This window comes from Diaphorobacter ruginosibacter, assembly GCF_040396215.1.
In the GTDB taxonomy this organism is placed as follows: Bacteria; Pseudomonadota; Gammaproteobacteria; order Burkholderiales; family Burkholderiaceae_C; genus Diaphorobacter_A; species Diaphorobacter_A ruginosibacter_A.
On record NZ_JBEBOW010000008.1, the window covers coordinates 20399 to 46954 of the forward strand.

At 63.5% G+C, this 26556-nt stretch carries 28 protein-coding genes; 10 read left to right on the top strand and 18 right to left on the bottom strand.

Going from position 1 to position 26556, the window contains the following annotated elements; all coding sequences use genetic code 11:
* Positions 1–220: 220 nt before the first annotated feature.
* A complete protein-coding gene (locus ABWP92_RS02450) occupies positions 221–1474 on the top strand; it encodes a D-amino acid dehydrogenase (protein WP_353233755.1) in 1254 nt (417 codons plus the stop codon).
* A 33-nt stretch (positions 1475–1507) separates the two neighbouring features.
* On the opposite strand, the gene ABWP92_RS02455 is transcribed toward ABWP92_RS02450, so the two are convergent.
* On the bottom strand, positions 1508–2419 hold the full coding sequence (locus ABWP92_RS02455) for a LysR family transcriptional regulator (RefSeq protein ID WP_353233756.1): 912 nt from the start codon (positions 2417–2419) through the stop codon (positions 1508–1510).
* A gap of 41 nt (positions 2420–2460) precedes the next feature.
* Complete coding sequence (locus tag ABWP92_RS02460; RefSeq protein WP_353233757.1) at positions 2461–3030, bottom strand: cob(I)yrinic acid a,c-diamide adenosyltransferase; 570 nt, start codon at positions 3028–3030, stop codon at positions 2461–2463.
* A 158-nt stretch (positions 3031–3188) separates the two neighbouring features.
* Between ABWP92_RS02460 and ABWP92_RS02465 the strand changes: the two genes are divergently transcribed.
* Both ABWP92_RS02465 and ABWP92_RS02470 read left to right on the top strand, forming a co-directional pair.
* Positions 3189–3470, top strand: coding sequence for a hypothetical protein (locus tag ABWP92_RS02465; RefSeq protein ID WP_353233758.1), 282 nt, complete (start codon positions 3189–3191; stop codon positions 3468–3470).
* Positions 3471–3688: 218 nt separating this feature from the next.
* Positions 3689–5113, top strand: a complete 1425-nt coding sequence (locus ABWP92_RS02470; RefSeq protein ID WP_353233759.1) for an FAD-binding oxidoreductase — start codon at positions 3689–3691, stop codon at positions 5111–5113.
* A 46-nt stretch (positions 5114–5159) separates the two neighbouring features.
* Here ABWP92_RS02470 and ABWP92_RS02475 read toward each other — a convergent pair whose 3' ends face one another.
* Entirely contained in the window at positions 5160–6164 is a 1005-nt protein-coding gene (locus tag ABWP92_RS02475; RefSeq protein WP_353233760.1) for a Bug family tripartite tricarboxylate transporter substrate binding protein, read from the bottom strand.
* A 169-nt stretch (positions 6165–6333) separates the two neighbouring features.
* Here ABWP92_RS02475 and ABWP92_RS02480 point away from each other — a divergent pair, with 169 nt between their 5' ends.
* Entirely contained in the window at positions 6334–6807 is a 474-nt protein-coding gene (locus tag ABWP92_RS02480; RefSeq protein WP_353233761.1) for a pyrimidine dimer DNA glycosylase/endonuclease V, read from the top strand.
* 78 nt (positions 6808–6885) lie between these two features.
* Here the strand turns inward: ABWP92_RS02480 and ABWP92_RS02485 are convergent, their stop codons facing one another.
* From ABWP92_RS02485 to ABWP92_RS02505, 5 genes are all read right to left on the bottom strand, one after another.
* Entirely contained in the window at positions 6886–7551 is a 666-nt protein-coding gene (locus tag ABWP92_RS02485; RefSeq protein ID WP_353233762.1) for a DUF799 domain-containing protein, read from the bottom strand.
* Positions 7548–7970: a DUF4810 domain-containing protein gene (locus ABWP92_RS02490; protein ID WP_353233763.1), complete on the bottom strand. Its 423-nt coding sequence runs from the start codon at positions 7968–7970 to the stop codon at positions 7548–7550. Before ABWP92_RS02490 ends, ABWP92_RS02485 begins: the two co-directional genes overlap by 4 nt.
* 8 nt (positions 7971–7978) lie before the next feature.
* Positions 7979–8320, bottom strand: a complete 342-nt coding sequence (locus tag ABWP92_RS02495) for a hypothetical protein (RefSeq protein ID WP_353233764.1) — start codon at positions 8318–8320, stop codon at positions 7979–7981.
* Complete coding sequence (locus ABWP92_RS02500) at positions 8320–9222, bottom strand: CsgG/HfaB family protein (RefSeq protein WP_353233765.1); 903 nt, start codon at positions 9220–9222, stop codon at positions 8320–8322. The genes ABWP92_RS02495 and ABWP92_RS02500 overlap by 1 nt, the downstream gene beginning before the upstream one ends.
* A gap of 250 nt (positions 9223–9472) precedes the next feature.
* Positions 9473–10744 (bottom strand): MFS transporter, encoded by a 1272-nt coding sequence (locus ABWP92_RS02505; RefSeq protein ID WP_353233766.1) that lies wholly within the window; start codon positions 10742–10744, stop codon positions 9473–9475.
* Between the two features lie 66 nt (positions 10745–10810).
* On the opposite strand from ABWP92_RS02505, the gene ABWP92_RS02510 reads away from it, so the two are divergent.
* The gene (locus ABWP92_RS02510) at positions 10811–11689 is read left to right on the top strand and encodes an AraC family transcriptional regulator (RefSeq protein WP_502907434.1); all 879 of its coding nucleotides are present in this window, start codon (positions 10811–10813) and stop codon (positions 11687–11689) included.
* Positions 11690–11780: 91 nt separating this feature from the next.
* Positions 11781–12419 carry a flavin reductase family protein gene (locus ABWP92_RS02515; RefSeq protein ID WP_353233768.1) on the top strand — a complete coding sequence of 213 codons (639 nt, stop codon included), beginning with the start codon at positions 11781–11783 and terminating at the stop codon, positions 12417–12419.
* Between the two features lie 30 nt (positions 12420–12449).
* Here ABWP92_RS02515 and ABWP92_RS02520 read toward each other — a convergent pair whose 3' ends face one another.
* From ABWP92_RS02520 to mnmG, 8 genes are all read right to left on the bottom strand, one after another.
* Complete coding sequence (locus ABWP92_RS02520) at positions 12450–13064, bottom strand: N-acetyltransferase (RefSeq protein ID WP_353233769.1); 615 nt, start codon at positions 13062–13064, stop codon at positions 12450–12452.
* 352 nt (positions 13065–13416) lie between these two features.
* Positions 13417–14457, bottom strand: a complete 1041-nt coding sequence (locus tag ABWP92_RS02525; protein WP_353233770.1) for a peptidoglycan-binding protein — start codon at positions 14455–14457, stop codon at positions 13417–13419.
* A gap of 161 nt (positions 14458–14618) precedes the next feature.
* Entirely contained in the window at positions 14619–15572 is a 954-nt protein-coding gene (locus ABWP92_RS02530; protein WP_353233771.1) for a ParB/RepB/Spo0J family partition protein, read from the bottom strand.
* 7 nt (positions 15573–15579) lie between these two features.
* On the bottom strand, positions 15580–16134 hold the full coding sequence (locus ABWP92_RS02535; protein ID WP_353233772.1) for an RBBP9/YdeN family alpha/beta hydrolase: 555 nt from the start codon (positions 16132–16134) through the stop codon (positions 15580–15582).
* A 5-nt stretch (positions 16135–16139) separates the two neighbouring features.
* Positions 16140–16910, bottom strand: a complete 771-nt coding sequence (locus ABWP92_RS02540; protein WP_353233773.1) for a ParA family protein — start codon at positions 16908–16910, stop codon at positions 16140–16142.
* Between the two features lie 21 nt (positions 16911–16931).
* Entirely contained in the window at positions 16932–17546 is a 615-nt protein-coding gene (locus tag ABWP92_RS02545; RefSeq protein WP_353233774.1) for a LysE family translocator, read from the bottom strand.
* Between the two features lie 39 nt (positions 17547–17585).
* Complete coding sequence (gene rsmG, locus ABWP92_RS02550; protein ID WP_353233775.1) at positions 17586–18242, bottom strand: 16S rRNA (guanine(527)-N(7))-methyltransferase RsmG; 657 nt, start codon at positions 18240–18242, stop codon at positions 17586–17588.
* Positions 18239–20215: a tRNA uridine-5-carboxymethylaminomethyl(34) synthesis enzyme MnmG gene (gene mnmG / locus ABWP92_RS02555; protein WP_353233776.1), complete on the bottom strand. Its 1977-nt coding sequence runs from the start codon at positions 20213–20215 to the stop codon at positions 18239–18241. The genes rsmG and mnmG overlap by 4 nt, the downstream gene beginning before the upstream one ends.
* 397 nt (positions 20216–20612) lie before the next feature.
* Between mnmG and gstA the strand changes: the two genes are divergently transcribed.
* Together gstA and ABWP92_RS02565 are read left to right on the top strand one after the other, a co-directional pair.
* Positions 20613–21218, top strand: a complete 606-nt coding sequence (gene gstA / locus ABWP92_RS02560) for a glutathione transferase GstA (RefSeq protein WP_353233777.1) — start codon at positions 20613–20615, stop codon at positions 21216–21218.
* A 235-nt stretch (positions 21219–21453) separates the two neighbouring features.
* Positions 21454–22569, top strand: coding sequence for an alkene reductase (locus tag ABWP92_RS02565; RefSeq protein ID WP_353233778.1), 1116 nt, complete (start codon positions 21454–21456; stop codon positions 22567–22569).
* Positions 22570–22622: 53 nt separating this feature from the next.
* Here ABWP92_RS02565 and ABWP92_RS02570 read toward each other — a convergent pair whose 3' ends face one another.
* Positions 22623–24866: a heavy metal translocating P-type ATPase gene (locus ABWP92_RS02570; RefSeq protein ID WP_353233779.1), complete on the bottom strand. Its 2244-nt coding sequence runs from the start codon at positions 24864–24866 to the stop codon at positions 22623–22625.
* A gap of 220 nt (positions 24867–25086) precedes the next feature.
* On the opposite strand from ABWP92_RS02570, the gene ABWP92_RS02575 reads away from it, so the two are divergent.
* Positions 25087–25284, top strand: coding sequence for a heavy-metal-associated domain-containing protein (locus tag ABWP92_RS02575; protein WP_353233780.1), 198 nt, complete (start codon positions 25087–25089; stop codon positions 25282–25284).
* Positions 25281–25724 carry a Cu(I)-responsive transcriptional regulator gene (gene cueR / locus ABWP92_RS02580; RefSeq protein WP_353233781.1) on the top strand — a complete coding sequence of 148 codons (444 nt, stop codon included), beginning with the start codon at positions 25281–25283 and terminating at the stop codon, positions 25722–25724. The genes ABWP92_RS02575 and cueR overlap by 4 nt, the downstream gene beginning before the upstream one ends.
* A 92-nt stretch (positions 25725–25816) precedes the next feature.
* Here the strand turns inward: cueR and ABWP92_RS02585 are convergent, their stop codons facing one another.
* Entirely contained in the window at positions 25817–26083 is a 267-nt protein-coding gene (locus ABWP92_RS02585; RefSeq protein WP_353233782.1) for a DUF3297 family protein, read from the bottom strand.
* Between the last annotated feature and the right edge of the window lie 473 nt (positions 26084–26556).

Sequence of the window (26556 nt, forward strand, 5' to 3'; positions counted from 1 at the left end):
GCTTGTGGGATGCCAATTTGACGCTCATCCATGTTCTGCAGTTATGGGTTCACAGGGTTATCACCAAGTTCGCTCCCATCAAGCTGCACGCTGGTGCGCAGCGCACCTTCGAAGGGCAAAAAACACAGGGAAAACCATGACATCCATAACCCTATGACATACCCTATGCACAAAACGCCATGCGACGCGGCAGCGATGCGGAACTACATTGCTCGTCGCAATGAAAACCGAGCAATCCAAGCATGTCTGTATCGTCGGCGCCGGCATCACCGGGCTGGCGAGCGCCTATCTTCTCCAACAGGCCGGCTACCGCATCACGCTGGTCGAGCGCGCGCAGCACCCCGCGGCAGGCGCCAGCGGCGGCAACGGCGCGCAGTTGAGCTATTCGTACGTGCAGCCGCTGGCCGATCCCGGCATCTGGAAGATGCTGCCCAAGCTGCTGCTGGAAAAGGACTCACCCCTGAAGTTCCGCCCGCAGATCGATCCTCGGCAATGGTCGTGGGGCCTGCAGTTCCTTGGCGCATGCAACCGGCAGACTTCGGAGGACAGCACCCGCACGCTGCTTGCCCTGGCTGCGCAAAGCCGCAGGGTTTTCGAGGACATGCTCGAGCGCGAGGCGCTGCGCTGCGAACACCACACACCCGGCAAGCTGGTGCTGTATGCCTCGCAGCAGGGGCTGGACGACGCGGCCCGGCAAGTGCAACTGCAATCGGGCCTCGGCGGCGCGGCGCAGCGCATCGTCGATGCGGCCGAAGCCGTGCGGCTCGAACCGGCGCTCGGCGCCTACGCGGCACGTATCGCGGGTGCGGTCTACACGCCCAGCGAAAGCGCCGCCGATTGCCGCATGCTGTGCGAACAGCTGTCCGCGCTGCTGGCCGAGCGCGGCGCGGCGCTGCTGTATGGAGCGCAAGTGCTGAACTATGACGTGCAAGGCGGCACGATCACATCGCTGCGCACATCGACGGGGCAGGACATCAAGGCGGATCACTATGTGCTCGCAAGCGGCTGGGAAAGCGCCAGCCAGGCCCGCGCGCTGGGCGTGAACGTCCCGGTCTATCCGCTCAAGGGCTACAGCATCACGATCGACGCGTCCGGCGCGCTGGCCGCATCGCCGCATGCGGCTCCGAACGTGAGCGTGACCGATACGGCGCGCAAGGTCGTGTTCGCCCGCCTGGGCGAGCGTGTGCGCGTGGCCGGCATGGTTGAAATCGTGGGCCGCGACACCAGCCTGGAGCCCGAGCGCATCACCAGCCTCGCGGACTCGACGCGCGAGGTGTTTCCCCAATTGCCGCTCAACGGCGACCTGCAGCCCTGGACGGGGATGCGCCCGGCGACGCCCAAGGGCTTGCCCATCACGGGAAGGCAGCATGGCGGCCCGGGCAATCTCTGGCTGCAGACGGGCCATGGCGCGCTGGGCCTCACGCTGGCGTTTGGCTCGGCATCGCAGTTGCTCGAGCAGATGAGTCGCGCCTGAACGGGCGCCGCGCGGGCGCCGCCGCTCGCCGATTCAGCGCGGTTGCTCCAGCGTATCGCGCAGGGCCTTGCGCATCTCCAGCGTCATCGCGCGCGCCAGCACCGAGCCCGGATGCTGCGCCAGGCGCAGCGCGTTGACGCCCACCGTGATGCGCGGCAGCAGCGGCAGCACATCCACCTTGTTCAGATCCGCCGAAGACGCCGTGCAGCCGTCCACGATGGCCGCGCCCAGGCCGAACTCCGCCATCGACAGGGCCGCATGGTAGGTCTGCACAGTGACGACCGGCGACAGCCCCACCCCATGCTCGCGGCAGGCCTGGTGGATTCGCACGCCCAGCGGATCCCTGCCATCCAGCGCAACCAGCGGCACGTCGGCAAGATCGGCCAGTTCCAGGCCATCGGCGTTCATGCGCGACGGCGGCAGGATCCCCTTGGGCAGAATGCAGTGCATGTCCACTTCCGCCAGCGATTCATATTCCAGCGCGGGCTGACGCACGGAACTGATGACGAAACCCACGTCGGCCTCCTGCAGCATCAATGCCGATACCACCTGCGGGGTATGCAGCGCCTGCACGTTCACCTGCACCTGCGGGTATTTCAGGCGGAAGCCGGCCACCGCGCGCGGCAGCACTTCGCGGCTGAGCGCGAACACGGTCAGCACGTTCAGGCGATCATTCACCTGCCCGTGCCGCAGATTGGCGGCCAGGCGCTGCACTTCGTCCAGTTGCTCGAACAGCTTCTCGATGTGCGGGAACAGCGCCAGCGCTTCGTTGGTCGGCGTGAGCCGCCCGCGCGCGCGCTGAAAGAGCGCGAAGCCAAGCTGCAGTTCGGCGTGCTGCAGCGTCCGGCTGACCGCCGGCTGCGTGACATTGATGAGCCGCGCAGCCGCGCTCACGCTGCCGGTCTGCATGACGGCGTTAAAGACTTCGATGTGACGCAATCGCATGGCCTGCCGCCTTTCCCGCGCGGTGCCGCGCCGCCGCTATCTCACTCATCCCCGGCTGCGCGCGCGAGCCGCTCGCTCTTCCAGTACACGTCGTCGCCGCCGTTCGCCCGGTTGAGCACGCGCGCCAGCACGAACAGCAGGTCGGACAGGCGGTTCAGATACTGCCTCGGCGCGGGCCGCATGTTTTCGGACGCCTGCAGAGCCACCACGGCCCGCTCGGCGCGGCGCGCGATCGTGCGGCACACATGCGCCTGCGACGCGGCACGCGTGCCCGCCGGCAAAATGAACTCCTGCAGGCGCGGCAGCTGCGCGTTGTAGTGCGCGAGTGCGTTGTCCAGTTGCAGCAGGCCATCGTCCTTGAGCAGCTCGAAGCCGGGAATCGACAACTCGCCGCCCAGGTTGAAGAGCTGGTGCTGCACGTCGACCAGCAGTTCGCGCACGTCGGCGGGCAGCTCTTCGCACAGCAGCAGGCCGATATGCGAGTTGAGCTCATCCACGTCACCCATCGCATGCGGACGGCCGCTGTTCTTGGACACGCGCGTGTTATCCCCCAGGCCTGTGGTGCCATCGTCCCCGGTGCGGGTGGCAATCTGTGTCAAACGGTTACCCATGGGCGTCTATCTCCTCAATATCTACGCAAGTCGTCCATTGTGCTTTACATCCTTGCCCCAAATGAGGAGGCAGGCAACAGCGGGCAATAGTGCTGGATCAATCGCCACCGCTGCGATGCAATAGAGCCATGTTCAACAGCCTTATGGAGTCAGCGACCATGAATCAGCCAAAGCCCAGCCGCGCACCGATCGCCTGGTTTGACGCCCGCAGCGTCATGCTGTTTGCCGCACTGACCATCGGCGGCGCGGCGGTTCAGGCCCAGACCGCCGCAACGCCATCGGGCAGGGCCGCGCAGTCCGGCGCCTCGCTCACGCTGGTGGGCCATTCTTCTTCATCCGGCGGCGGGAGCAGCAGCGCCACACCCGCGGACAAACTCGCGCAGCTCAAGCAGCAGCGCCGCATGAACCGCGGCTCGGCCGCGCGCAAAAACGGCAAATGATGCCGTGGCCGCTCGTGTGAGCGCGCCCTATCGTTTTACAACCGGGCCGCGGGTTTCAGGTAGAGATGATTGACCTGCGGTTTCGGAGCAAACCCGTTCGCGTTGTACTCCAGGATGCGAACGGGTTTTTGTGTTCTGTCGATATGGGAATTCGGTATCACGCGCGCGCCGTGCGGCTCCTAGAATACGCTGCTCGAGAATCCCACGGAGAACAACGCATGAACGCACCCACCGACGCCACCCACCTGTTGCCGCAAGTGCAGCTGCGCCCTGTGCCGCAGGAATTCCTGAGCGCGCTCGAGGCCCGGTTCGGCGCGCAGTACTCGGCATCGCAGGCGGTGCGCGAGCAGCATGGGCGCGACGAGGGATCGCTGCAGGCCCCGCCGCCGTCCGCCGTCGTGTTCGCCGAAAACACCCGCGACGTCGCCGACGCCGTCAGGCTCGCCGCGCAATACGAAGTGCCGGTCATTCCCTACGGCGCGGGCTCATCGCTGGAAGGTCACCTGCTGGCCATCCAGGGCGGCATCAGCATCGACGTGAGCCGCATGAACAAGATCCTGTCGATCAACGCGGACGACCTCACCGTCACCGTGCAGCCGGGCATCACGCGCAAGCAGCTCAATGAGGCGATCAAGGACACGGGGCTCTTCTTCCCCATCGATCCGGGCGCGGATGCCAGCATCGGCGGCATGTCCTCCACACGCGCCAGCGGCACCAACGCCGTGCGCTACGGAACCATGCGCGAGAACGTGCTGGCGCTCGAAGTGGTCACCGCCAGCGGCGATGTGATCCGCACCGGCACGCGCGCCAAGAAGAGCGCGGCGGGCTACGACCTCACGCGCCTGCTCGTGGGCAGCGAAGGCACGCTGGGCATCTTCACCGAGGTCTCCGTGCGGCTCTATCCGCTGCCCGAAGCGGTGAGCGCGGCGATCTGCTCCTTTCCCAGCATCGAAGCCGCCGTGCGCACGGTGATCCAGACCATCCAGCTCGGCGTGCCGATCGCGCGCGTGGAGCTCATCGACCCCAACACCGTGCGCATGGTCAACGCGCACAGCAAGCTCGGCCTGCGCGAAGAAACCATGCTGCTCATGGAGTTCCATGGCTCGCCCGCCGGCGTGCGGGAACAGGCCGAAACCGTCCAGCAGATCGCCGACGAATGGGGCGGCAAGGCCTTCGAATGGGCTGTCACGCCCGAGGAACGCACGCGCCTTTGGACCGCGCGCCACAACGCCTATTTCGCCGCCGTGCAGTCGCGCCCCGGCTGCCGCGCGATCAGCACCGACACCTGCGTGCCCATCAGCCGCCTGGCCGATGCGCTGCTGGACTCCGTCAAGGAAGCGGACGACAGCGGCATTCCCTACTTCCTCGTCGGCCACGTGGGCGATGGCAACTTCCACTTCGGCTATCTCATCGACCCCGACGTTCCCGAAGAGCGCGTGAAGGCCGAAGCGCTGAACCACCGGCTGGTGGAGCGCACGATCAAGCTGGGCGGAACCTGCACCGGCGAGCACGGCATCGGCATCCACAAGATGGGCTTTCTGCTGGAGGAAACCGGCGCTGGCGCGGTGGAAATGATGCGCACCATCAAGCATGCGCTCGACCCGAAGAACATCCTCAATCCGGGGAAGATCTTCCGCCTGTGAATCGGGCTCCCGCCCCTGCCTCCGGGCACGGGCGGGCCTTTGCGCTTCAGTCCACCTTGGCTCCCGACGCCTTCACCACGGGCGCCCAGCTGGCGACCTCGCTCCTGATGAAGTCGCTGTACTGCTGCGGCGTGTTGTGTTCGGCGACCGCGCCGAGCTTGGCGTAGGCTTCCTTCAACTCGGGCTTGTCGAAGGCGGCGTTCACGACCTTGTTGATCTTCTCGATCGCCTCCTTGGGCGTGCCCTTGGGTGCGATGAGGCCGAACCAAGAGCTCACGTCGAACGGCGCGACACCGCTCTCCTCCATCGTGGGCACATCGGGCGCCGAGGGCGAGCGCGTCCTGGTCGTCACCGCCAGCGCGCGCAGCTTGCCGCCCTGCACTTGCGGCCATGCCGATGGCATGTTGTCGAACATGAAATGAACCTGCCCGCCGATCAGGTCGGTGATGGCCGGCGCGCTGCCCTTGTACGGCACGTGCTGCGTCTTGAGGCCCGTGCGCACCTTGAACAGTTCACCGGCCATGTGGATCGACGTGCCGCTGCCGGACGAGGCGTAAGCGGCCTTGTCGTTATTGGCGCGCGCCCATTCGATCAATTCCTTCACGTTCCTGGCCGGCACGTCGTTGTTGACGACCAGGAGGTTGGGCACCTTCGCGCCCAGCACGACGGCATCGAAATCGCGGTTCAGGTCGAACCGGGCATTGGGATACAACGTCTGGTTGATTGCGCTGGTCACGGCCACGCACAACAGCGTATAGCCATCGGCGGGGGCCTGCATGACCTGCTCGGTGGCAATGTTGCTGCCGCCGCCCGGCTTGTTTTCCACGACGAACGACTGGCCCAGGGCCTGTGTCAGCTCCTTGGCCAGAAGGCGCGCCACCACGTCGGTGGTGCCGCCCGGCGTGAAGCCGACGATGATGCGAACCGGCTTGCTGGGATAGTCGGATGCGGCCTGTGCGCAGGCGCTCCAGCCCAGGGTTGCCAAAAGGCTTGCCGCCGCGATGGATGCCGCGGCCCGGCGGCGACCCAGCCCCCGAAAACTCGAATGCATTGCTTGTCTCCTTGCCTGTAGTTGTCGTCCGGCTTGTTGCCGGATCACGAAGCGCAATCCGTTCAGCGCTCCTTTGCCACTATAGGATGAGACGAATCGAAACCCATTGCGGGTTTGCCCTGCGCGCCGCCTGCTTGCGAAAACCGATATCCTCTTTTCCTTTTCACCCATGGATACCGTTGCCGCCGTGCGCTTGTGGTCACTTCATCCCCGACATCTCGACACCAGGGGTCTCGTCGCCCTGTGGCGTGAAACCCTGCTTGCCCAAGCCGTGCTGCGCGGCGAAACCAGGGGCTACCGCAATCACCCGCAGCTCGAGCGTTTCAGGGAACACGTGTCACCGCTGGATGCCATCTCCATCTACCTGAGCGCGGTGCACGGGGAAGCCACCGCACGCGGCTACCGCTTCGACGCGGGCAGGATCCATCCGCCGGGCGGGCAGGCCGTTCCCCGACTCACCGTGACCGACGGCCAGATCGAATATGAGTGGAAGCATCTGCTGGGCAAGCTGCAAGTGCGCAGCCCCCAATGGTTCGAACAGCAAAGCCGCCGGACCACGACGCCCGCGCTCCATCCCTTGTTCGACCTGGAGCATGGGCTCATGGCGAGCTGGGAGCGGCCTGCGGCCCCGAAGGCCCCATAAACGAGAAAGCCCGGCATCGCGCCGGGCTTCTGAACCGCCCGCCCTGGCAAGCGAGCGGGCGCGGGAGTGCTCCGCGAACTATTTCTTTTCGCTCGCTTCCTTGCGGTAGGGGCCATCGAGCAGCGCATTCGCGCCGGACACCAACGCAACGGAATTGGCCTGCGTGGTCAGCGGCATGTAGTTGGGCGCGGCGCGGGCAATGGCTGCGTTGATCGCGGCGCTGATCAGCGAGCCCAGCGCGCCGCCGCCGGAATTGCTGTTGGGCGAGTATTGCATCCGCTGGGAATTCTTCCAGAGCTCCTCGCCGGTCTTGCTCACCAGGCGATAGTCGAAATCCACCGTGACCGTGGTCGCCAACACGATGTATGTGGCGTCCCACTTCTTGATGGTCACGAACATCACCGCATCCGCGCCGAACATCTTGGCGATGCTCTGCGGCGGCTGCTCGTGAATGCGTTCCGCCTCGTAGAAGCCTTCCTGCTCCAGCACCATCTTGGTGGTGTTCACCGGAAAGACGTAGTAGCCCTTTTCCGCGATGGGCACGGGCAGCGTGCTGAGCACGTAGTTGGGCGCATCCACGTCCAGCGACTTGTTGACGACGGGAACCACGACGATGGAGCGCGGATTTGCCGCTTCATACGCCGCGAGATTGCGCTTGGGCGCGTTGGTCTGGCAGCCGGCGAGCAACAGCCCGCAAACGGCCAGCGCGAGCAATGAAAGCGTGCGGGACGTCTTGCGCTTCATACGGCTTCCTCCGTGGCTTCGGGCCTGTCGCCGCCCTTGTTCCTGGCGCGATTCTCCAGCGTGGTGATCAGCGCGTCCATGAGCGTTCTACTCTCGGGCCAGAGTTCGCGCTCCTTGCGGTATTGCTCTATCGCCTCATCCTGCCTGCCTTGCTGCAGATACAGCGACCCCAGCTCCGCATAGAGCCCCGGCGCCACCTTCTGCTGCGAGGCGTTCATCGACGCGATATGCTGCTCCAGCGTGGTCTGCAGTTCGGTGACGGTTTCGGGGTTCTTGTAGGAGCTGTACAGAGCCGCGTCATAGCCGCCCCATTGGTACAGGCCCTGGTTGCTCGCGCAGCCGGTCAGGGCGGCAAGCGCGGCGGCGGCCGCAAGCCAGCGCATGCCGGCACGCGGGAATCGATCGGGTAGTGTGAACATGTTCTATCTCAGCGGATGTCGAAGGTCTTGAGAACGCTGCTGCCGACGTAGAACTTCTCGTTCAACAGCATCTGGCCGCCAAGATCCACCTGCAGCAGGTGCGTGCCGGGTTCGATCTGCAGCGCCGCTTCGCCCTGCCTGAACTGGCCCGCGCTGCCCACCGGCAGTCCATCGATGCGCACACGGGCCGCCGCCAGGTGTTCGGCGGCGAACTGAAACGAGATCTGCGGCTTGAGCGATGCCACCGCGTGCTTTTCCGTCGGCATCTGCACGCAGCCGGTCATCAGGCCTGCGGCGCCAGCCAGCAGACCGAGCCCCAGGGCCACGCTTCTTCCCATTCTCATCGTCATCACTTGTCCCCCTCGAAATACACCACCAGCGCGCTGGCTGGGTGGTTGCCGAGATCGCCGGAAACCACGCTCGCCACCGCGCCTTCGTCGAGTTCGCTGTCGCCGAACAGGGAGTCCACGCGCAGTTGCGCCACCTTGCGGCCCGGCAGCGTGACCATGGCGCCGGTCTGAGGCGATTTGATCCGCTCGCCTGCCGTCTGCACCGCGAGCTGCATGCCCGGCTGCAGGCCCTGGCTTCTGCCGCCGCTGATGAAGACGCGCTGGCCTTCGGTCTTGAGAATGGCCGTCGTCCACGGGCGGCGATCGAGCTCGACGGAGAGCCGGTTCACGGCCTCGGAGACGGCTTGCCGGATGGCTGTGTCATTGAGCGTGCCGTCGTAGTCCGCACGCGAGCCGAACCCAAACGTCGAGGCCACTTCGTTCGATGCCTCGCCAGCGCCCGAGGTGGCGAAGAACACGTGGCCGGTCCGCGTATCCACCATGCGGATGTCCACCTTCGCGAATGCCACCTGCTTCTTGGAGGACGACACGAAACCGGAGCTGCCCACCGTCTTGCGGCCAAACTCGGTGAGCGAGCCGATGATGAGCGCGTCCACGCCGATCAGATCCGGCGCCTGCTGGGTGAGGCGGCCCTCGGCCTGGATCTTGCCGATATCCGGACGCTCGAACACCAGATAGGAACCCGATTCCGCCAGGGCCTTGCTGAACAGGTCGGTGACCTGCTTGCCCAACGGGTCGCCGTCCCTGTCGCGCAGCAGGGACTGGCCGTAGTGCGTTTCATTGGTAATGCGCCCCAGCGCGATTTTGCGCTTGAGTGTGGGCGCGCCGCTCGTCCGGGCCAGCGTTTCGGCCTGTGCCGCCCTTTGCTCGGCAGCCGTGTGCTCCGCCGTCCTGGTTTCCACGGGCGGCTGCTGAACGGCGCAGCCCCCCAACGCCAGCGCAAGCACCAGGCCTGCGCCGACTCTGCCCGATTGGCACATAGAGCGCATCGCTCCCCCCCTCGTTGTTTTAAAAAAAGCGAGGGCGATTATTTCATCGGGTCTGCCGCGATCGGCATGCCTCCAGGGATCGCGGCGTAAGAGTCATGAAAGACACGCGGGATGGTCTGATATACCTCAACCATCACCGCTCTTCATCCCGCTCGGAACGGTCTCAAGCAGCCACAGGCCGCGCCGTGCGCGATGCCACGCCCGCGCCAACGAATCCTGCGGAAATGACGCCGCAAACCAGCGCGGCGGCCGAGCCGAAGAAGATGCCCGAGTTCATGTTCGCATCCAGCAATCTGCCGAACACCGGCGCGGACAGGCAAAAGCCCAGGTCCAGCCCCGAATACACCGTGCCGTAGACGCGCCCGGTTGCGCCAGGCGGCGCGGCGCGCTTGATGAGCATGTCGCGCGAGGGGCCGGCGATGCCGATGCCCAGGCCCGCGAACGCGGTGACGGCCAGCGCCGCCATGCCGGGCAGTATCCCCAGGCCCACCACGGCCAGCAGCACGGCGGACGCGAGCAGGCACGCAGAGATGGTCTTCTCGAGCCGCTCCACGCGCGCCACCAGGAAGCCGCCGATCACCATGCCCACGGCGCCGCACAGCATGTAGCCCGTCACCACCAGCGCGGTCGCCGTGAGCGGCGTGCCGTACAGGTTGTGTAGCGCCGGACTGGCAAAGCTCTGAATCGCCGAGAGCGAGCAGGTGCTCCAGAAGAAGAACGAGAAACACAGCCACACCGAAGGCAGCTTGAGAAACGCGAGCGGATGCTCGGATCTCGCCATGCCGCCCGCGGCCGCATTCGCCCTGGCTGCGCCTTGCGTCCATGAACCCTTGCGGTCATCCAGCGATTCGCGGTTCCAGATCATGACGGCGAGCACGGTGAGCGCCAGTGCGCTGCCGCACAGGCAGGCGGTGCGCCAGGAGCCCGTCGCCGCAGCGATGCCGGCCATGAAAACCGGCGCGGTGGCCCAGCCGAGATTGCCCGAGATGCCGTGCACCGAAAAGCCATGCCCCAGCCGCTTGGGCGAGACGCGCTTGTTGAGGATGGTGAAATCCACCGGATGGAACGGCGCGTTGCCCAGCCCCGCCAGGAAGGCGGCCGCGATCAATTGAACGTACCCCGCTGCCGTGCCCGCGACCACTCCCGCCGCCGCGAAGCACGAGAGCGCGAAAAACAACACGGGCCTAGCACCCGCGCGGTCCACGATGAAGCCCGAGAGCGCCTGGCCGAAGCCCGAGACCACGAAGAACACCGACACCAGCAGCCCCAGCTCTGAATAGCTGTAGCCGAACTCCTTGATGAGGAACGGAAACAGCGGCGGCAGCAGCATGTGGAAAAAATGCGAGGAGCCGTGCGCCAGGCCGATGAGGCCGATGGTGCGTGCATCCTGGCGGAACGTCTCCGAATCGAGTGGTGCGGTCGTGGCTGTGGTCATGCGCCCGATATTAGGACGAACCCAGCGCGTCCGATATACGATAGTCTGCCAATTGCTATCGCGAACATGCCAAGCCCGTCTTTCGCCCTCCCGAATCCGGCGCGCCGCGCAATGCACGAGATGTCGTACGTGCAGGCGCTCGCCCCGCCGCCATTCGTGCCCACGCGCGAGCGTCCCGTGCGCGTGCGCTACCGCAAGCTCATGGCCGACACCCGGATCATGCCGCACAGCCATGCCTGGGCGCAGGTGGCGATCTCCGCCTATGGCGTGCTGCGGCTCGACGTTCCCACGGGAACCTACATCGTGCCGCCGTCACGCGCTGTGTGGGTTCCGCCCGGCGTCGTGCATGCCGTTACGATGGTGGAGGACGCCGATCTGCGCACGCTCTATCTGTATCAGCCGCCAGGGCGCTGCGGCCCGGATGTCGCAAGCGACGCGCAAGAGGTCTGGCGGCAATGCCGCGTGCTCGAGGCCTCCGACCTGCTGCGCGCGCTCGCACGCGAGATGCCCACCGAGCCCGACGACGGCCCCGCGCCCGGCGCCGACGCGCTGCGCCGCGAGAAGCATCTGAGCGCGCTCATCCTGGATGAGTTGCGCCGCGCCAACCCGGTCAAGCTCGGCGTCGACCTGCCGCAAGACAAGCGGCTGCGCATGCTCTGTGAAGCCGTCATCGCCGACCCCACGCGCCATGAAACGCTGGCCGACTGGGCGCACAACACCGGGGCCAGCCCGCGCACCGTGGCGCGGCTGTTCCGCACGGAACTGGGCAGCACTTTCACGCAGTGGCGCCAGCAGGTGGTACTGGCCAAGGCGCTCTCCATGGCCGCCTCGCGCATGCCCATGGGGCAGATCGCGGCGGAACTCGGCTACAGCCCGAGCGCGTTCAGCGCGATGGTGCGCAAATCGGTGGGACAGTCGCCGGCGCGGTTTTTCGGCTCTCTCTGAACAGAGGCCCAGCCGCGCTAGGATAGCGTCCACCCTTTCGCCAACCCGCTGCTGCGCCCATGCGCGGAATCCACCACACAATCAGCTCGCAATGTCCAACGAATCCAGGGAAGCCGAACGCTTCCACAGCTATCTGCCCAGCGAAGGCCATGGCCTACCGCACGATCCGTTCAATGCCCTGGTCGGCCCGCGTCCGATTGGCTGGATGTCCACACGCAGCGCGCAAGGCGTGCTCAATCTCGCGCCCTACAGCTTCTTCAACGCGTTCAACTACACGCCGCCCATCATCGGGTTCTCAAGCCTGGGCCGCAAGGACACGCTGCGCAACATCGAGGAAACCGGCGAGTTCGTGTGGAACCTTGCGACGCAGCCGCTGGCCGAAGCCATGAATCAGAGTTGCGCGGCGGTGCCGCCCGACGTCGACGAGTTCAGGCTGGCGCAGCTCACGCCGCTGGCATCGCGCATGGTCAAGCCGCCCCGCGTGAAGGAAAGCCCCGTGAGCATGGAATGCAGATGCACGCAGATCATCCGCCTCAAGGGCGCCAATGGCTCGGATGTCGCCACCTGGCTGGTGCTTGGCGAGGTAGTGGCAGTGCATATCGAGCGCGGACTGATCAAGGACGGCATCTACGACACCGCTGCGGCCCAGCCGATCCTGCGCGGTGGCGGCCCGGCGGACTACTTCAGGATCGTGGAAGCCCAGCGCTTTCGCATGTTCCGCCCCGGCTAGAACAGGGCCGCTTCGCCGCGCTGGCGGAAATCAGGCCAGCGCATCCTCGGTCTCCAGCATCGCGCGGGGTGCCCCCCTCATGCAGGCCGCTTCGGCCAGGCCCTGCATGCTCCAACCCTGGCCCAGCAGGATGCGGCGCGTATTGAGATCATCCAGCAACCGCTCATCCTCGACTTCAGCGCCGAGATAGGTGACGGTCTTGTCCTGCAGGTACACATATCCCTGCCCATACTCGCGCGCAAGCCGATCCCACAGCGCATGCGCGCCGCTGGATTGCCGGGCGCCGGTCATCAGGCACTGCCCCCCGTCGAGCGCCCAGCGGTACACGGCGGTGGCCAGCCCGCGGCGCTGGTACTCGGGCGCGAACTTGGTGTGCGGCGCGCGCAGCAGGCGGTCCGCGCGCTTGTTGATTTCGATGAGGCGATTGAAGACCGTATAGCCAGCGAGCCGCTGCTCGCGCAGGTCTTCGATATAGACGTATTTCTCGCCATCCGCTTCACGGTAATGCACGGCAAAACGCGGATCCTTGAGAAAACCGAGCCGCTCTATGCCGTGCATGGAGTCGCCCGGCGTATGCAGGCGCCCATGCAGCGACTGCAATTCTTGCCCGATGGCGTCGACGCCGGTCTGAACGTCGATGCGCAACTCAGCGGGCTTCGATGGTTGCGGCGCAATGGCGGCCCCGAGCGCTCCGCGCAAGGAGTGCGCCAGCCCGGAGGTCGAAAAAAGGGGAAAAAATGAAATGGAATCGTCGGGACAGGTCAGGCTGTGGTCTGAAGACGCAGGCAACCAGGACGCCCAGAACGGCGGCAGGGAAAGAAACATGGGGAAGCGCTCCGTTGTTAACGGGCGTCATCCTAGGCCAGATCATGAGCAAAGTCGCCCATATCGCACCCAACCAGTGCGATATGCGCGAAGGCAAGGCATGCGGCAGAAACGGAAAAAGCGGCTTGAATCGCCGCTTTTTCATTCACCGATCAATCGAAGCGGCCGACGCTCAGCGCGACAACGCATCCGCCGTCGGCGCATCCAGGCGGCCCGTCGCCTTCAGGCCCTGATCCTTCTGGAACGCCCGGATCGCATTCATGGTCTTGGGGCCCATCGCGCCATCCGGTGTACCGATGTTGTAGCCCAGATCCAGCAGGCGCTGTTGCGCTTCGCGTGTGGACATCGCCGCGCCCGCGCGGGTTTGCGATGGAGCTGCGCCGCCATCAACGCCCAGCCGCCCGCCGCCGCCCAGACCCTGGCCCTGCACGGTCTGCGCCTTGTAGTTGCGCAGAGCAACCACCATCTGGTTGTAGGCATCCATGAAAGCCGCCGTGAGGACCTTGCCCTGGGCGGTGTTCTGGTATCCGCCCAGGCCGCCGCCAGCGGCGCCGCCGAACAGGCCGCCAAAGCCCGCGAAATCTGTCTTGGAAGCACTGCCCTCGGATGCCGCCACCTGGACGCCGGAGCGATTGTCCACCAGGGTCAGCATGGCGCTGGCTTCGCGCGTCTTGAGACTGCCGCCGATGGCTGCAACCGCCGCGCCGCGGCCGCCGCCGAGCAAGCCGCCCAATGCGCCGCCAATGCCACCCGCATCGTTGTTGGAGAAGATGATTTCAGGCGACAGCGCGTAATCGGAAGCTACCATCTGCCCTTTTCCGAAATTGCTGCCTCCACGCATTTCCCCCGACCCCATCAACTGACGTTCGCGGTCCATCGCGCGCATGCCCGCGGCGCTGCGCTCCACGATGACGAAACAGTTGGATTGCTGCACCAGCAGGCGCAGCAGATTGGCCGTGGGGGGCAGGCGATATTCGTTGCGCAGGATCGTGTACCAGCCGGCATCCTGGTTTTCCACCAGGGAGACCGTGCCCAGCGACGATGCGCAACGCTCGAGCTGACCGCTCTCGTTTGCCGCATTCGCGCCACCCGCGGCGCCCGTGGCCACCGTCTTGGCATCGGCGCTGCCCATCTTCATATTGGTTGTTTCGCAACCCGTCAGGGCCGCAGCCGCGCAAGTTGCGGCGAGCAGCGTCAAGGCTCTGTTAAACATCAAGAAATCCTCCCCGTACACCGTACATATGGTTGATTGGCGCAGGCCGCACACCTGTGTTGCTCCCGCTCAAAAATGACGGCGAATAATAGCCTTAGCTAACAACTCACGGCAAGTATTTGCGAGTTGCTTCCTAATTTGTAAATTATTATTACTTTGAATTACAAATTGCCACGTAACCTGTCGATCAGGCCATTCAGTGAATCCAACGAGCCAAACTGAATGGCGAGTTCTCCCATTTCCTCGGTGCGGCCGTTGCGTTTGACGCGCTTCTTGACACGCACTTCTACTTCCGCGGTGAGCAAATCGGAAAGCTCCTCCTCCACCCGCTTCATATCGCGCGACTTTTCCTTCTTGGGTTTCTGCGTCTGAAGGCTGAATTCCGCTCCGAGCTTCTTGACCAGCGCCTCCGCCTCGCGCACCGAGAGCTTCTTGGCCGCGATCTGGTTGCCAGCGGTGATCTGCGCGGCGCGATCGAGCGACAGCAGCGCGCGCGCGTGGCCCATGTCGATATCGCCGGCCATGAGCATGGTTTGCACCGGATCGGCCAGATTCAGCAGACGCAGCAGATTGCTGGCGGCGCTGCGCGAGCGCCCTACCGCCTGCGCCGCCTGCTCATGCGTGAGGCCGAACTCACGCACCAGGCGCTGCAGGCCCTGCGCTTCTTCCAGTGGATTGAGATCCTCGCGCTGGATGTTCTCGATCAGCGCCATCGCGGCGGCGGCCTCGTTCGGCACCTCGCGGACCAGCACGGGAACTTCCGTCAATCCAGCCAGTTTGGACGCACGGAAACGGCGCTCCCCCGCAATGATTTCGTATTTGCCGGCATGGGGGCCATCCGCGAGCTTGCGCACGAGAATGGGCTGCATGATGCCCTGTTGCCTGATGCTTTCGGCAAGCTCGTAGAGCGCGCCTTCATCCATGCGCGTGCGCGGCTGGTACATGCCAGGCACCATTTCCGTGAGCGCGAGCCGGCCCACGCCTTGATCCTCAAGGGGAGCAGACTTGCCGCCAGCGCCTTTCGCGGGGGCCGCGGGACTGCCGGCATCGACCACCTTGGGGCCCAACAGCGCTTCGAGACCTCTGCCCAGGCCCTTGGGTTTTTTCGTGACCATATTCGATTCAATCCTTCGTCTTGTTCACCAGCGAATCCAGCAGCGCATGGCCTTCAGGCCAGTCTCCCAGGCCGGATTCGGCATTGATATGCCCACGCGCTCCCAGATCGATGAAGCGCGACCCCCATGCTGCGGCCAGGGCCTGGGCACGCTCGAAGCTGCAATAGGGGTCCGTGCGGCTGCCCACCAGAATGCTGGGAAACGGCAGTGCGCGCATGGACACCGGCGTCCAGCCGTGAAGCGGGCCCGCCAGTTCGGGCCGCTCCACATCGCCCGGAGCCACCAGCAGAGCGCCCCGCACCCTGGTTGCCGCGTGCCGCGAATGGGCGGCCCACCAGGCGGCGAGAATGCAGCCGAGGCTGTGCGCCACAAGAATGACCGGCTGCGGCGCATCGACAATCATTTCCTCCAGCCGCGTAGTCCAGTCCCCGCGCAGCGGACGCATCCAGTCATGCTGCTCGACACGCTGGTAGCCATACAGGCGCTCCCAGCGGCTTTGCCAATGATCCGGCCCCGATCCTTGCCAGCCGGGTAGAACCAGTACGCAGTGTTCCTCGGTCATGGCCGTCACATTTTCTTGATGCGCTTGACCATTTCCTTCGCAAAATCCACGAAGGCCACGCTGCCCTTGGCGTGGGGGTCGAACACCACGCCCGGCAGGCCGTAGCTGGGAGCTTCTGCAAGGCGCACATTGCGCGGAATCACCGTGTCGAACACCTTGTCGCCGAAGTGGTCCTTCAGCTGCTCGCTGACCTGGCTCTGCAGCGTGATGCGCGGGTCATACATGACGCGCAACAGGCCGATCACCTGCAGATCGGGGTTCAGGTTGGCATGCACCTGCTTGATGGTGTTGACCAGATCGGTCAGCCCCTCGAGCGCGAAATATTCGCACTGCATTGGAACCACGACGCCATGCGCGCTGCACAAGCCATTGAGCGTGAGCATCGAAAGACTGGGCGGGCAATCGATGAGCACGAAATCGTAGTCCTGGTCCACGGCCGCCAGGGCCGCCTTCAGGCGACGCTCACGCTGCTCGAGAGCGACCAGTTCCACCTCCGCGCCCGCCAGCTCACGGTTGGCCCCCAGCACGTGATAGCCGCACTGCTCGGAGAAGACCGCGGCCTCCTTGATGCTGGCGGTTTCCAGCAGCACGTCATACACGCTAAGTTCCAGCGCGCGCTTGTCCACTCCCGAGCCCATCGTGGCGTTGCCCTGGGGATCAAGATCCACCATGAGAACGCGCTGCTTGACGCGAGCAAGGCCTGCCGCGAGGTTCACGGTCGTCGTGGTTTTGCCAACTCCACCCTTCTGATTGGCAATACAGAAAATCTTGGCCATGCGATCTTTTCGATGTGCTTGTTATTTGGAAATGGCCAGCTTGACGCCAAAGCCAATGAGAAAAACACCCGCCGTCTTTTCCATGATGCGTGTGATGGTCAGATTCGCACGCATGCGCTCCGCCAGAAAGTGTGTGAGCACGATCATGGCAAGGCTGTAAGCCAATGTCAAAAAGGCAACGGTTGCAGCCATCGCACCAAAGGTGATGAAGCCCTGGTGGGTTCGCGGATTCACGAACAAAGGGAAAAAGGCCATGTAGAAAATGATGGCCTTGGGGTTGAGCAGCGTGATGAAAGCGCCCTGCCGGAAATAGTGCCGCGGCTTGATGTTGACCACGGGAGCATCCCCGGGCCTGGCCCGGAACATGCGCCAGCCGATCCAGGCCAGATAAGCCGCGCCGCCCCACTGCGCCACGTGAAAAGCCGAAGGATAAGCCGCCAACAAACCTGCGACACCAGCCACGGCAGACCACATCAGTACCTGATCGGCCGCGATCACGCCCAACGCGGCCGCCATGCCGCCGCGCATGCCACCCTTGCTGGTGGAAGTAATCAGTGCAAGATTTCCCGGTCCGGGAATGCACAGAAAAACGATGATTGCGGCAACGAATGCGCCGTAGTCGGCAATTCCAAACATATGCACCTGCGAACGAGCGAAACGGCTCAGTGCTGAAGTTTAAGCGACAGGCCGCATCCAGACGATGCAACGATCTGCGTCAAGTCCAGGAACCTGCAGATGTTCCACGTGAAACACGTCCACGCCCGCGCCCAATGCCGCCATCTCATCGTCAGGCCGTTTGCCTTTCATGGCGAGCCAGACGGCATGTTCCGCCAGGGTGGATCGAGACCAAGTGGTGAAATCGATCAGTGAGGCAAATGCCCTGCAGCTCACCACATCAAATTTCTGCGTCAGGGTTTCCACCCGGGCATGAATGCCGTGCAGGTTGGAAAGCCGCAGAGTTGCTGCCGCCTGATTGATGAACGCGGCCTTCTTCGCCACCGTATCCACGCAGCTCACATCGAGAGAAGGGCAGCAAATAGCAAACACGACTCCGGGCAGGCCCCCGCCTGAGCCTACGTCCAGCAACCGTTCACCCTGCCCTTGCGGCATGGAATTCAGATACCGCTGCAGCGGTTTGACCGCCGCCAGGCTGTCCAGCAGATGATGCGTCAGCATCTCACCGGGATCGCGCACAGCCGTCAGGTTATAGACCTTGTTCCATTTTTGAAGAAGCGAGAGAAACTCCATGAGCTGCATGAACTGCCCCTCGCTCAGTTCGAGACCCAGCTTCCGTGCGCCCTCTCGCAACGGGTCCATCAACTGATCATTCATGCAATCGATTCCTTCGAGTCAGGTGTGCCCATGCTGGAAAACTCCTTGAAGCCTCCCTTTTTCAGATGCACCATCAACAGGGAAATCGCCGCTGGTGTAACTCCGGAAATCCGCGAGGCCTGGCCCAGGGTTTCTGGGCGATGCTTCTGCAGTTTCTGGCGAACCTCGAACGAGAGCGCCGCCACCTGCATATAGTCCATATCCACAGGGAGGCGTAATTTTTCAAAATGTGCGGCGCGCTCCACCTCATCCTTCTGGCGGTCGATATAGCCGGAGTACTTCGCAGCAATTTCCACCTGCTCGATCACCGGCTCGCTGAGATCACCCAGCGTTTCACGTGAAACGTCGGGAGTCGCGTATTTATTGCCATTCATCCGGGTCAGCTCGGCATAGCCCACGTTGGGTCGGCGCAATAGATCGAACAGGTTGTATTCATGGTCGATGGCTTTGCCCAGAACCCGTTCGGATTCTTCAGCAGGCAGATTGCGCGGATTCACCCAGGTGGATTTCAAGCGTTCTGTTTCACGTGAAACAGCATCCCGTTTGCGGCTGAATGCATCCCAGCGCACATCGTCAACCAACCCCATCCTGCGCGCCACATCCGTCAGGCGCATGTCCGCATTGTCTTCGCGCAGTTGCAGCCGGAACTCTGCCCTGCTGGTGAACATGCGGTAGGGCTCGGTCACGCCCTTGGTGATCAGATCATCCACCAGCACGCCCAGGTACGCTTCATCGCGGCGCGGAACCCAGGCCTCCTGCTCGCGGCATTGCAGCGCAGCATTGATGCCCGCGAACATGCCTTGCGCCGCGGCTTCTTCGTATCCCGTCGTACCGTTGATCTGCCCCGCAAAGAACAGGCCGTTGATCTGCCGTGTCTCAAAGCTGCTCTTGAGCGCTCGCGGATCAAAGTAGTCGTACTCGATGGCATAGCCGGGACGCAAAATATGCGCATTCTCCATGCCGCGAATGCTGCGCACCAGATCGTATTGGATGTCGAACGGCAGGCTGGTCGAAATGCCGTTGGGGTAATACTCGTTCGTGGTCAACCCCTCGGGCTCCAGAAAGATCTGGTGGCTTTCCTTGTCCGCAAAACGATTGATCTTGTCTTCAACGCTAGGGCAATAGCGCGGGCCAATGCCATCAATCTTGCCGGTGAACATGGGGCTGCGGTCGAACCCCGAACGAATGATTTCATGCGTGCGCGCATTGGTGTGCGTGATCCAGCAGGGCATCTGCCTGGGATGCATGGCTGCGCTGCCCATGAAGCTGAACACAGGCAGCATGCCCTCGTTCACCCCACCCGGCATGCCGTCGCCCGGTTGCTCTTCACATAGGGAAAAGTCGATGCTGCGACCGTCAATGCGCGGCGGCGTGCCTGTCTTGAGGCGGCCTTGCGGCAACTTCAGTTCCTTCAACCGGGATGACAACGTGACCGCCGGCGGATCGCCCGCACGACCGGCCGCGTAGTTATCCAGCCCCACGTGAATCTTGCCATCGAGGAAAGTGCCTGCCGTCAGCACCACGGTGCGGCTGCGAAACTTGATTCCGACCTGAGTGACGGCGCCAACAACGCGATCGCCCTCCATCATCAGGTCATCCACCGCCTGCTGGAACAGCCACAGGTTGGGTTGATTCTCCAGCATCCCACGAATGGCTGCCTTGTAGAGAATCCGATCCGCCTGCGCTCGCGTGGCGCGCACAGCGGGCCCCTTCGAACTGTTGAGTATGCGGAACTGGATTCCGCTCTTGTCGGTAGCCAGCGCCATGGCGCCGCCCATGGCGTCCACTTCCTTGACGAGATGCCCCTTGCCGATGCCGCCGATGCTCGGATTGCAACTCATCTGTCCAAGCGTCTCGATGTTGTGCGACAGCAGCAGGGTCTTGCAACCCATGCGTGCGGCGGCAAGCGCGGCCTCTGTTCCGGCGTGTCCGCCGCCAACTACGATGACATCAAAATTCTGGGGATACAACATGGAAGGAGCGCCTTTCGGGGACGCGCTGGCCCGCAAACATCTATTCCTATGCTCCCGCTCGCGCGCAACCGGGAGTCAAACGATCCAGCCCTGTTGCAGAAGCTGTCTTGCATGAGGGAAGTCTGGATCGTCCCGGACCTGACTGTCCGGAAAACCGTGATTTTCCCATGCTCCGGCCATTCTGTCCCGATGGCTGTCATGCCACCCTGGAATGAGAGGGGCGGCTTGCATGTTTCACGTGAAACACGGAATCTTTCTCTCTTTTTGATTGCCTATTTTTTAATCAAAAAAGGAACAAAAGATACCAAAGGCCCCGCTCTGCAGGGCGCTTCAAGACGGTATAGCATGTTTCCTTCCCAAGGTTCATTCCTGTCTGTCTACTGAAAAGGTTCACGCAATGAAGCTTTATTACTCCCCCGGCGCCTGCTCCCTGTCTCCCCATATCGTGATGGAGGAACTTGGCCTGCAATACACCCCCGTGCTCGCCAGCACGAAAAGCCACAAATTGCAGGACGGCACCGATTTCTACTCCATCAACCCATTGGGATACGTGCCTGTGCTGGAGCTGGCCGATGGCAGGCGGCTGCATGAAGGCCCGGCCATCGTGCAATACCTGGCCGATCAGTCGCCCGAGAAGAACCTCGCGCCCGCGAACGGAACCTGGGAACGGGCCAAGCTCCAGGAATGGCTGACCTTTATCGGAACCGAACTTCACAAGAACTTCGGCCCGCTGTTCGGACCCAACTCCGACGAGATCAAGAACGCAGCCCGTGCACGCATTACCGGCCGCCTTCAGTATGTCGAAAACGAACTTGCCGCAAAGCAATACCTCCTGGGCGAGCAGTTTTCGGTGGCCGATGCCTATCTGTTCACCGTGACCAACTGGGCTGGCCTGACAGGCGTTGATCTTTCAGCCTTTGCCAATCTGAACAAGTACCGTGAACGCGTGGGAGCGCGCCCAGCCGTCGTGGCTGCGATGAAGGCCGAGGGCCTGATCAAATAATCACGCAGCGGTTCGTTCTGCCGATATCCAGAAATCCGACGAACCTTTTTGGGCCAGTCGGATTTCTGCTTTTCCGGCAGAGCAAAATCCCCTGCTTCTGCAAGCCTCGGAACGCCCCATGGAGCCCTTCCTGACGAGGCATGGACTTGCGCCGCAGCACTGCGCAAGCCCTGTGGGTGGATTACTCTAGAGTTTGATTCTGTTCAACCAAGAAAGAACGAAAGGCCAAGGTTTCATGACCACCACATTGTTCTCCCCTATCCAGGCCGGCGATCTGCACATGGCCAATCGCATTGCGATGGCGCCGCTTACGCGCAATCGCTCTCCCGATGCCATCCCCAAGGACATCACCGCCACCTACTACACGCAGCGCGCCAGCGCCGGCCTGCTGATCACGGAAGGCACCGCCATCGACCCATTCGCACAGGGCTATGCCGACGTTCCCGGCCTGTATGACACGCGTCAGCTCGACGGCTGGAAAGCAGTCACCGACGCCGTCCACGCGCGCGGCGGAAGAATCGTCACGCAACTCTGGCACGTAGGCCGCGTTTCCCACGTCGATCTGCTGCCGGGCGGCCAGCCACCAGTGGGCCCATCCGCCGTGAGGGCCCATACCCGAACCTTCGTGATCGACAAAGCCACCGGCAAAGGCCATTTTGTGGATACCTCCACGCCCCGCGCGCTCCATTCCAGGGAGCTGCCGGCCATTGTTCACTCCTTCGCCCAGGCGGCACGCAGCGCGGTGGAAACCGCAGGTTTTGATGGTGTGGAGATCCATGCCGCCAACGGTTATCTGCTGGATCAGTTTCTCAAGGACGGAGCCAACAAGCGCACCGACGACTACGGCGGCTCCATCGAGAACCGCGCCCGCCTGCTGCTCGAAGTGACACGCGCCATCGCCGATGCCATCGGTGGCGGCAAGGTGGGCATCCGCCTCTCGCCGGTCACTCCCGCCAATGACATCGTGGACAGCAACCCGCAACCGCTGTTCGAGTATGTGGCACGGCAATTGGCGCAGATGGGCCTCGCCTACATCCACGTGATCGAAGGCGCCACCGGCGGCCCGCGCGAAGTGGAGGGCCGCCCGTTCGACTACATCCGGTTCAAGGATGCCTACCGCCAGGCGGGCGGCAAGGGAGCGTGGATGGTCAACAACGGCTATGACGCAGCCATAGCGGAGAAAGCCATTGCAACCGGCCACGCCGACATCGTGGCCTTCGGCAAGCTGTTCATCTCCAACCCGGACCTGGTCAAGCGCCTGCACGACAAGGCGCCGCTCAATGCCTGGGACCAGGCCACGTTCTACGGCGGCGGCGAACACGGCTACATCGACTATCCGACACTGGCCTGACGGGATATCCCGCCAAGGGCTGCCGGCCTGGGGCTGGCAGCCCTTCCTTTTTACTATTTCCCTCCGGGGCTCCAGCGCTTGAGCAAAAGCGCATTGGTCATGACGCTGACGGAACTCAGCGCCATGGCAGCTCCCGCCACCACCGGGCTCAGATAGCCAAGCGCGGCCAGCGGGATGCCGGCCACGTTGTACGCAAACGCCCAGAACAGGTTCTGGCGGATCTTGCGCACCGTGCGGTGCGATACGTCGAGCGCCGCGGCCACCAGCATGGGATCGCCGCGCATCAGCGTAATGCCCGCCGCATGCATCGCCACATCCGTGCCGTTGCCCATGGCCATGCCGACGTCCGCCGCCGCAAGCGCGGGCGCATCATTGACGCCATCGCCCACCATGGCGACCACGTGGCCGCCCTTCTTCAGTTCAAAGACGGCCGCCGCCTTCTCCCCCGGGAGCACCTCGGCCATGACCTCGCCCTTGTCCGGATCCAGTCCAAGCCGCCTGGCCATTGCATGGGCGGCTCCCCGGTTGTCGCCTGAAATCATGACGCAGCGCACGCCCTTGGCGCGCAGGTCTGCCAATGCCTGCAGCGCACCGGGCTTGGGCTCGTCCCCGAACGCCAGCAGGGCGACCGCTGCGAGGCCGCTGGTGCGGCGTTCGGCCACGGCCGATACCGTGGCCCCCTGCTCCTGCAATTGCGCCGCCTGGGCCTCCAGATCCCCCAGGCTTACGCCAAGTTCCTGCATCCAGCGCATGCTACCGATCAGATAGCTCTTCGATACCACCTCGCCCTCCGTGCCGCGTCCGGGCACGGCGCGGACCCCTTCGGGCTCCGGAATGGCAATCCCCCGCTCCCCGGCTGCCCGCACCACGGCCCGAGCCAGCGGATGCTCGCTGCCGCTTTGCACACTGGCCACGGCAGCCAGTATCGCCGGTTCGTCGGCCGATGGTTCCACGTGAAACGCTGTCAATCTCGGCTGACCCACGGTCAGCGTACCCGTCTTGTCGAAAGCCACGGTATCCACCCGGTGCGCGATTTCCAGAGCCTGCGCATCCTTGATCAGAATGCCGTGCCTGGCCGCCACCCCGGTGCCGGCCATGATGGCCGCGGGCGTCGCCAGCCCAAGCGCGCACGGACAGGCGATCACCAGCACGGCCACCGCGCGGATCAGCGAAGTCTCCAGGCCCACCCCCCACCACATCCAGCCAATGAAAGTGCCCAGGGCGATCACCAGAACCGCAGGCACGAAGATGGACGACACCTTGTCCACGAGGCGCTGGATGGGCGCCTTCGCTGCCTGCGCATCCTCCACGAGGCGAATGATGCGGGCCAGCACGGTTTCCGCGCCCACCGCCGACACCTGCATGACGATGCGCCCGTCACCGTTGATCGAACCGCCCGTCAACGCAGCGCCCACCTCGCGCGCCACAGGCAGCGGCTCGCCCGTGAGCATCGACTCATCCACCTGCGTATGCCCTTCGGCCACCACGCCGTCCACCGGAATGCGTTCACCCGGCCGCACCACCAGCCTGTCGCCCGCCATCACTTCGGCGATGGGCACATCGACCTCGCCATCGCGGCCGATCAGATGGGCCACATCCGGGCGCAGCGCATGCAGCGCGCGGATCGCCGCCGTCGTCTGCCGCTTGGCGCGCGCTTCCAGCCACTTGCCCAGCAGCACCAGGGTAATCACCACCGCCGATGCCTCGAAATACAGATGCGGCACATGGCCTGGATGGGCAGTGAACCACAGCCACAGGGAAAGGCCGAACCCCGCGCTGGTGCCGATCGCCACCAGCAGATCCATGTTGCCTGACAAAGCCTTCAGCGCATGCCAGCCCGCCTTGTAAAAACGTGCGCCCAGAATGAACTGCACCGGCGCGGCCAGCAGGAACTGGGCCCATGGCGGCAGCATCCAGTGCTTGCCCAACAGATCGCCAAACATCGGCAGCACCAGGGGCAGCGACAACACGAGGCCAACCGCCACGGGCGTGAAACCCGCCCAGGGAGACTCCGAAGCGGCCTCGCCGGCTTCCTGCTCGGCGGTCGTGCGCGGCTCATAGCCAGCGTTGCGAACCGCCCGGCGCAGGACGGCCTCCATATCGGCCGCGGGCGCCGCGCCATCGGCGGACAGCGTCACGTGGGCGCGCTCCAGTGCCAGATTCACGCTGACGTCCTGCACGCCGGAGACCTTTTTCAGCGCACGCTCCACCCGGCCCACGCAACTGGCGCAGGTCATGCCGCCAATGCCCAGATCGACCGTTTGCACCGCATTGTGAGGAGTAGTTGTTGAGTTCATGTCCATCAAGTTACTGCTTAACATCATGTGAAGGTCAAGCCCTCATCAGCATTGCGGGAACGACATATCGCCGCATTCCATTTCCGCGCGCGCATGAAACCGTGATGACCATACCCTGCACTCTACGAGCCTGCAAAATATCCTGGGCTATTGACTATTGACTCTCACATCGTGTCAAGGTACATCATTGATACATTCCTCACCATTTCAGGAGAAAACCATGAAGTACACCTTCCAAGTCCAAGGCATGACTTGCGGCCACTGCGAACGCGCCGTCGTGCATGCCGTGCGCGAAGTCGATGCAGACGCCATCGTCCAGGTCGATCTGCCCACGGGACAGGTCGTGGTGGAAAGCGACAAATCGCGCGACGCGCTTGCCAACGCGATCAAGGAAGAAGGCTATACCGTCGCCGCATGACGGCCTCTGCACAACACGCCGCCGCCCGGACGCCCGCAATGCACTGGCCGGTGGCCATTGGCGTGGCGGCGCGGCGCGCCGGTGTGTCGGCGCGCATGGTGCGCCACTATGAATCGCTGGGCCTGCTGCCGGACGTATCACGCACCGACAGCGGCTACCGTCAATACAACGAGGCCGACGTCCACACGCTGCGCTTCATCCGGCGCTCCCGCGATCTCGGCTTCTCCATGGAAGAAATCGCCACCCTGCTCGGGCTGTGGAAAGACAAGGCGCGCGCCAGCGCCCAGGTCAAGAAAGTCGCGCAGGCCCACATAGCGAACCTGTCGGAACGCATCGCGGCAATGCAGGCCATTCAGCGCAGCCTGCAGACGCTGGTGCACTGCTGCCATGGGGATGACCGGCCCGACTGCCCCATCCTGGATGATCTGGCAAGCGAATAGCGGCAGATCCCGGCATCCGAAGAAGTGAGCGCACGAGGCGTGCATGGCACCCCTGGCGCTTCCTTTTTTTCTGCGACAGAAAGATGGAAAGATCAGGCCGCCGACGGCGCCGGCTTGATGAACGCTTCCACCTTGCCCTTCAAGGTAATGAGCAGCGGGCGGCCTTTGCGGTCCAGCGTCTTGCCCGCCGGCACCTTCACCCAACCCTCGCTCACGCAGTACTCCTCCACGTCAAAGCGCTCCTTGCCATTGAAGACGATGCCGATGTCGTATTCAAAGAACTCCGGCTGGTGATGCGGGCTGCGGGGATCGATGGACAGGCGGTCGGGCAATTGAGGCTTTGCGGCGGAATCGGTCACGGTACACGGGCTCCTGATGCTTGAAAACAAAGCCCCGATTGTCCCGCAAACGCTCCACGAAACGCCAGGAACGCCCTGCCCACCAGTTGCGCCACGGCGTTTTCATGAGTTGTGCCAGCCGCTTTGGGAGCTGTGATCAATCAATCGTGCTGAATGTATTTTGCTATATTTTATATAGCAACAAACACAATTACAGCCATGAAATAACGAAATTTTCAGAGGAAAACACGGGCTGTTGATAACTTTGAGGATTCATTCCGAATAACCCACCAGTTATGCACAGGACGGGAAGCACATCAGGATTTGTCCCCATTTCCGATGCAGCGGCAGCCGGGTCGGCTCCACATGCTTCTGAATCCTGCAAATCATTGAAATACAAGAATAAATACAGCTTATCCACAGACCGTTGGCATCCCTATTATTACTAACATTCTTAAATAACATCAATAAAGAACAACCACAGAAGAATTCCG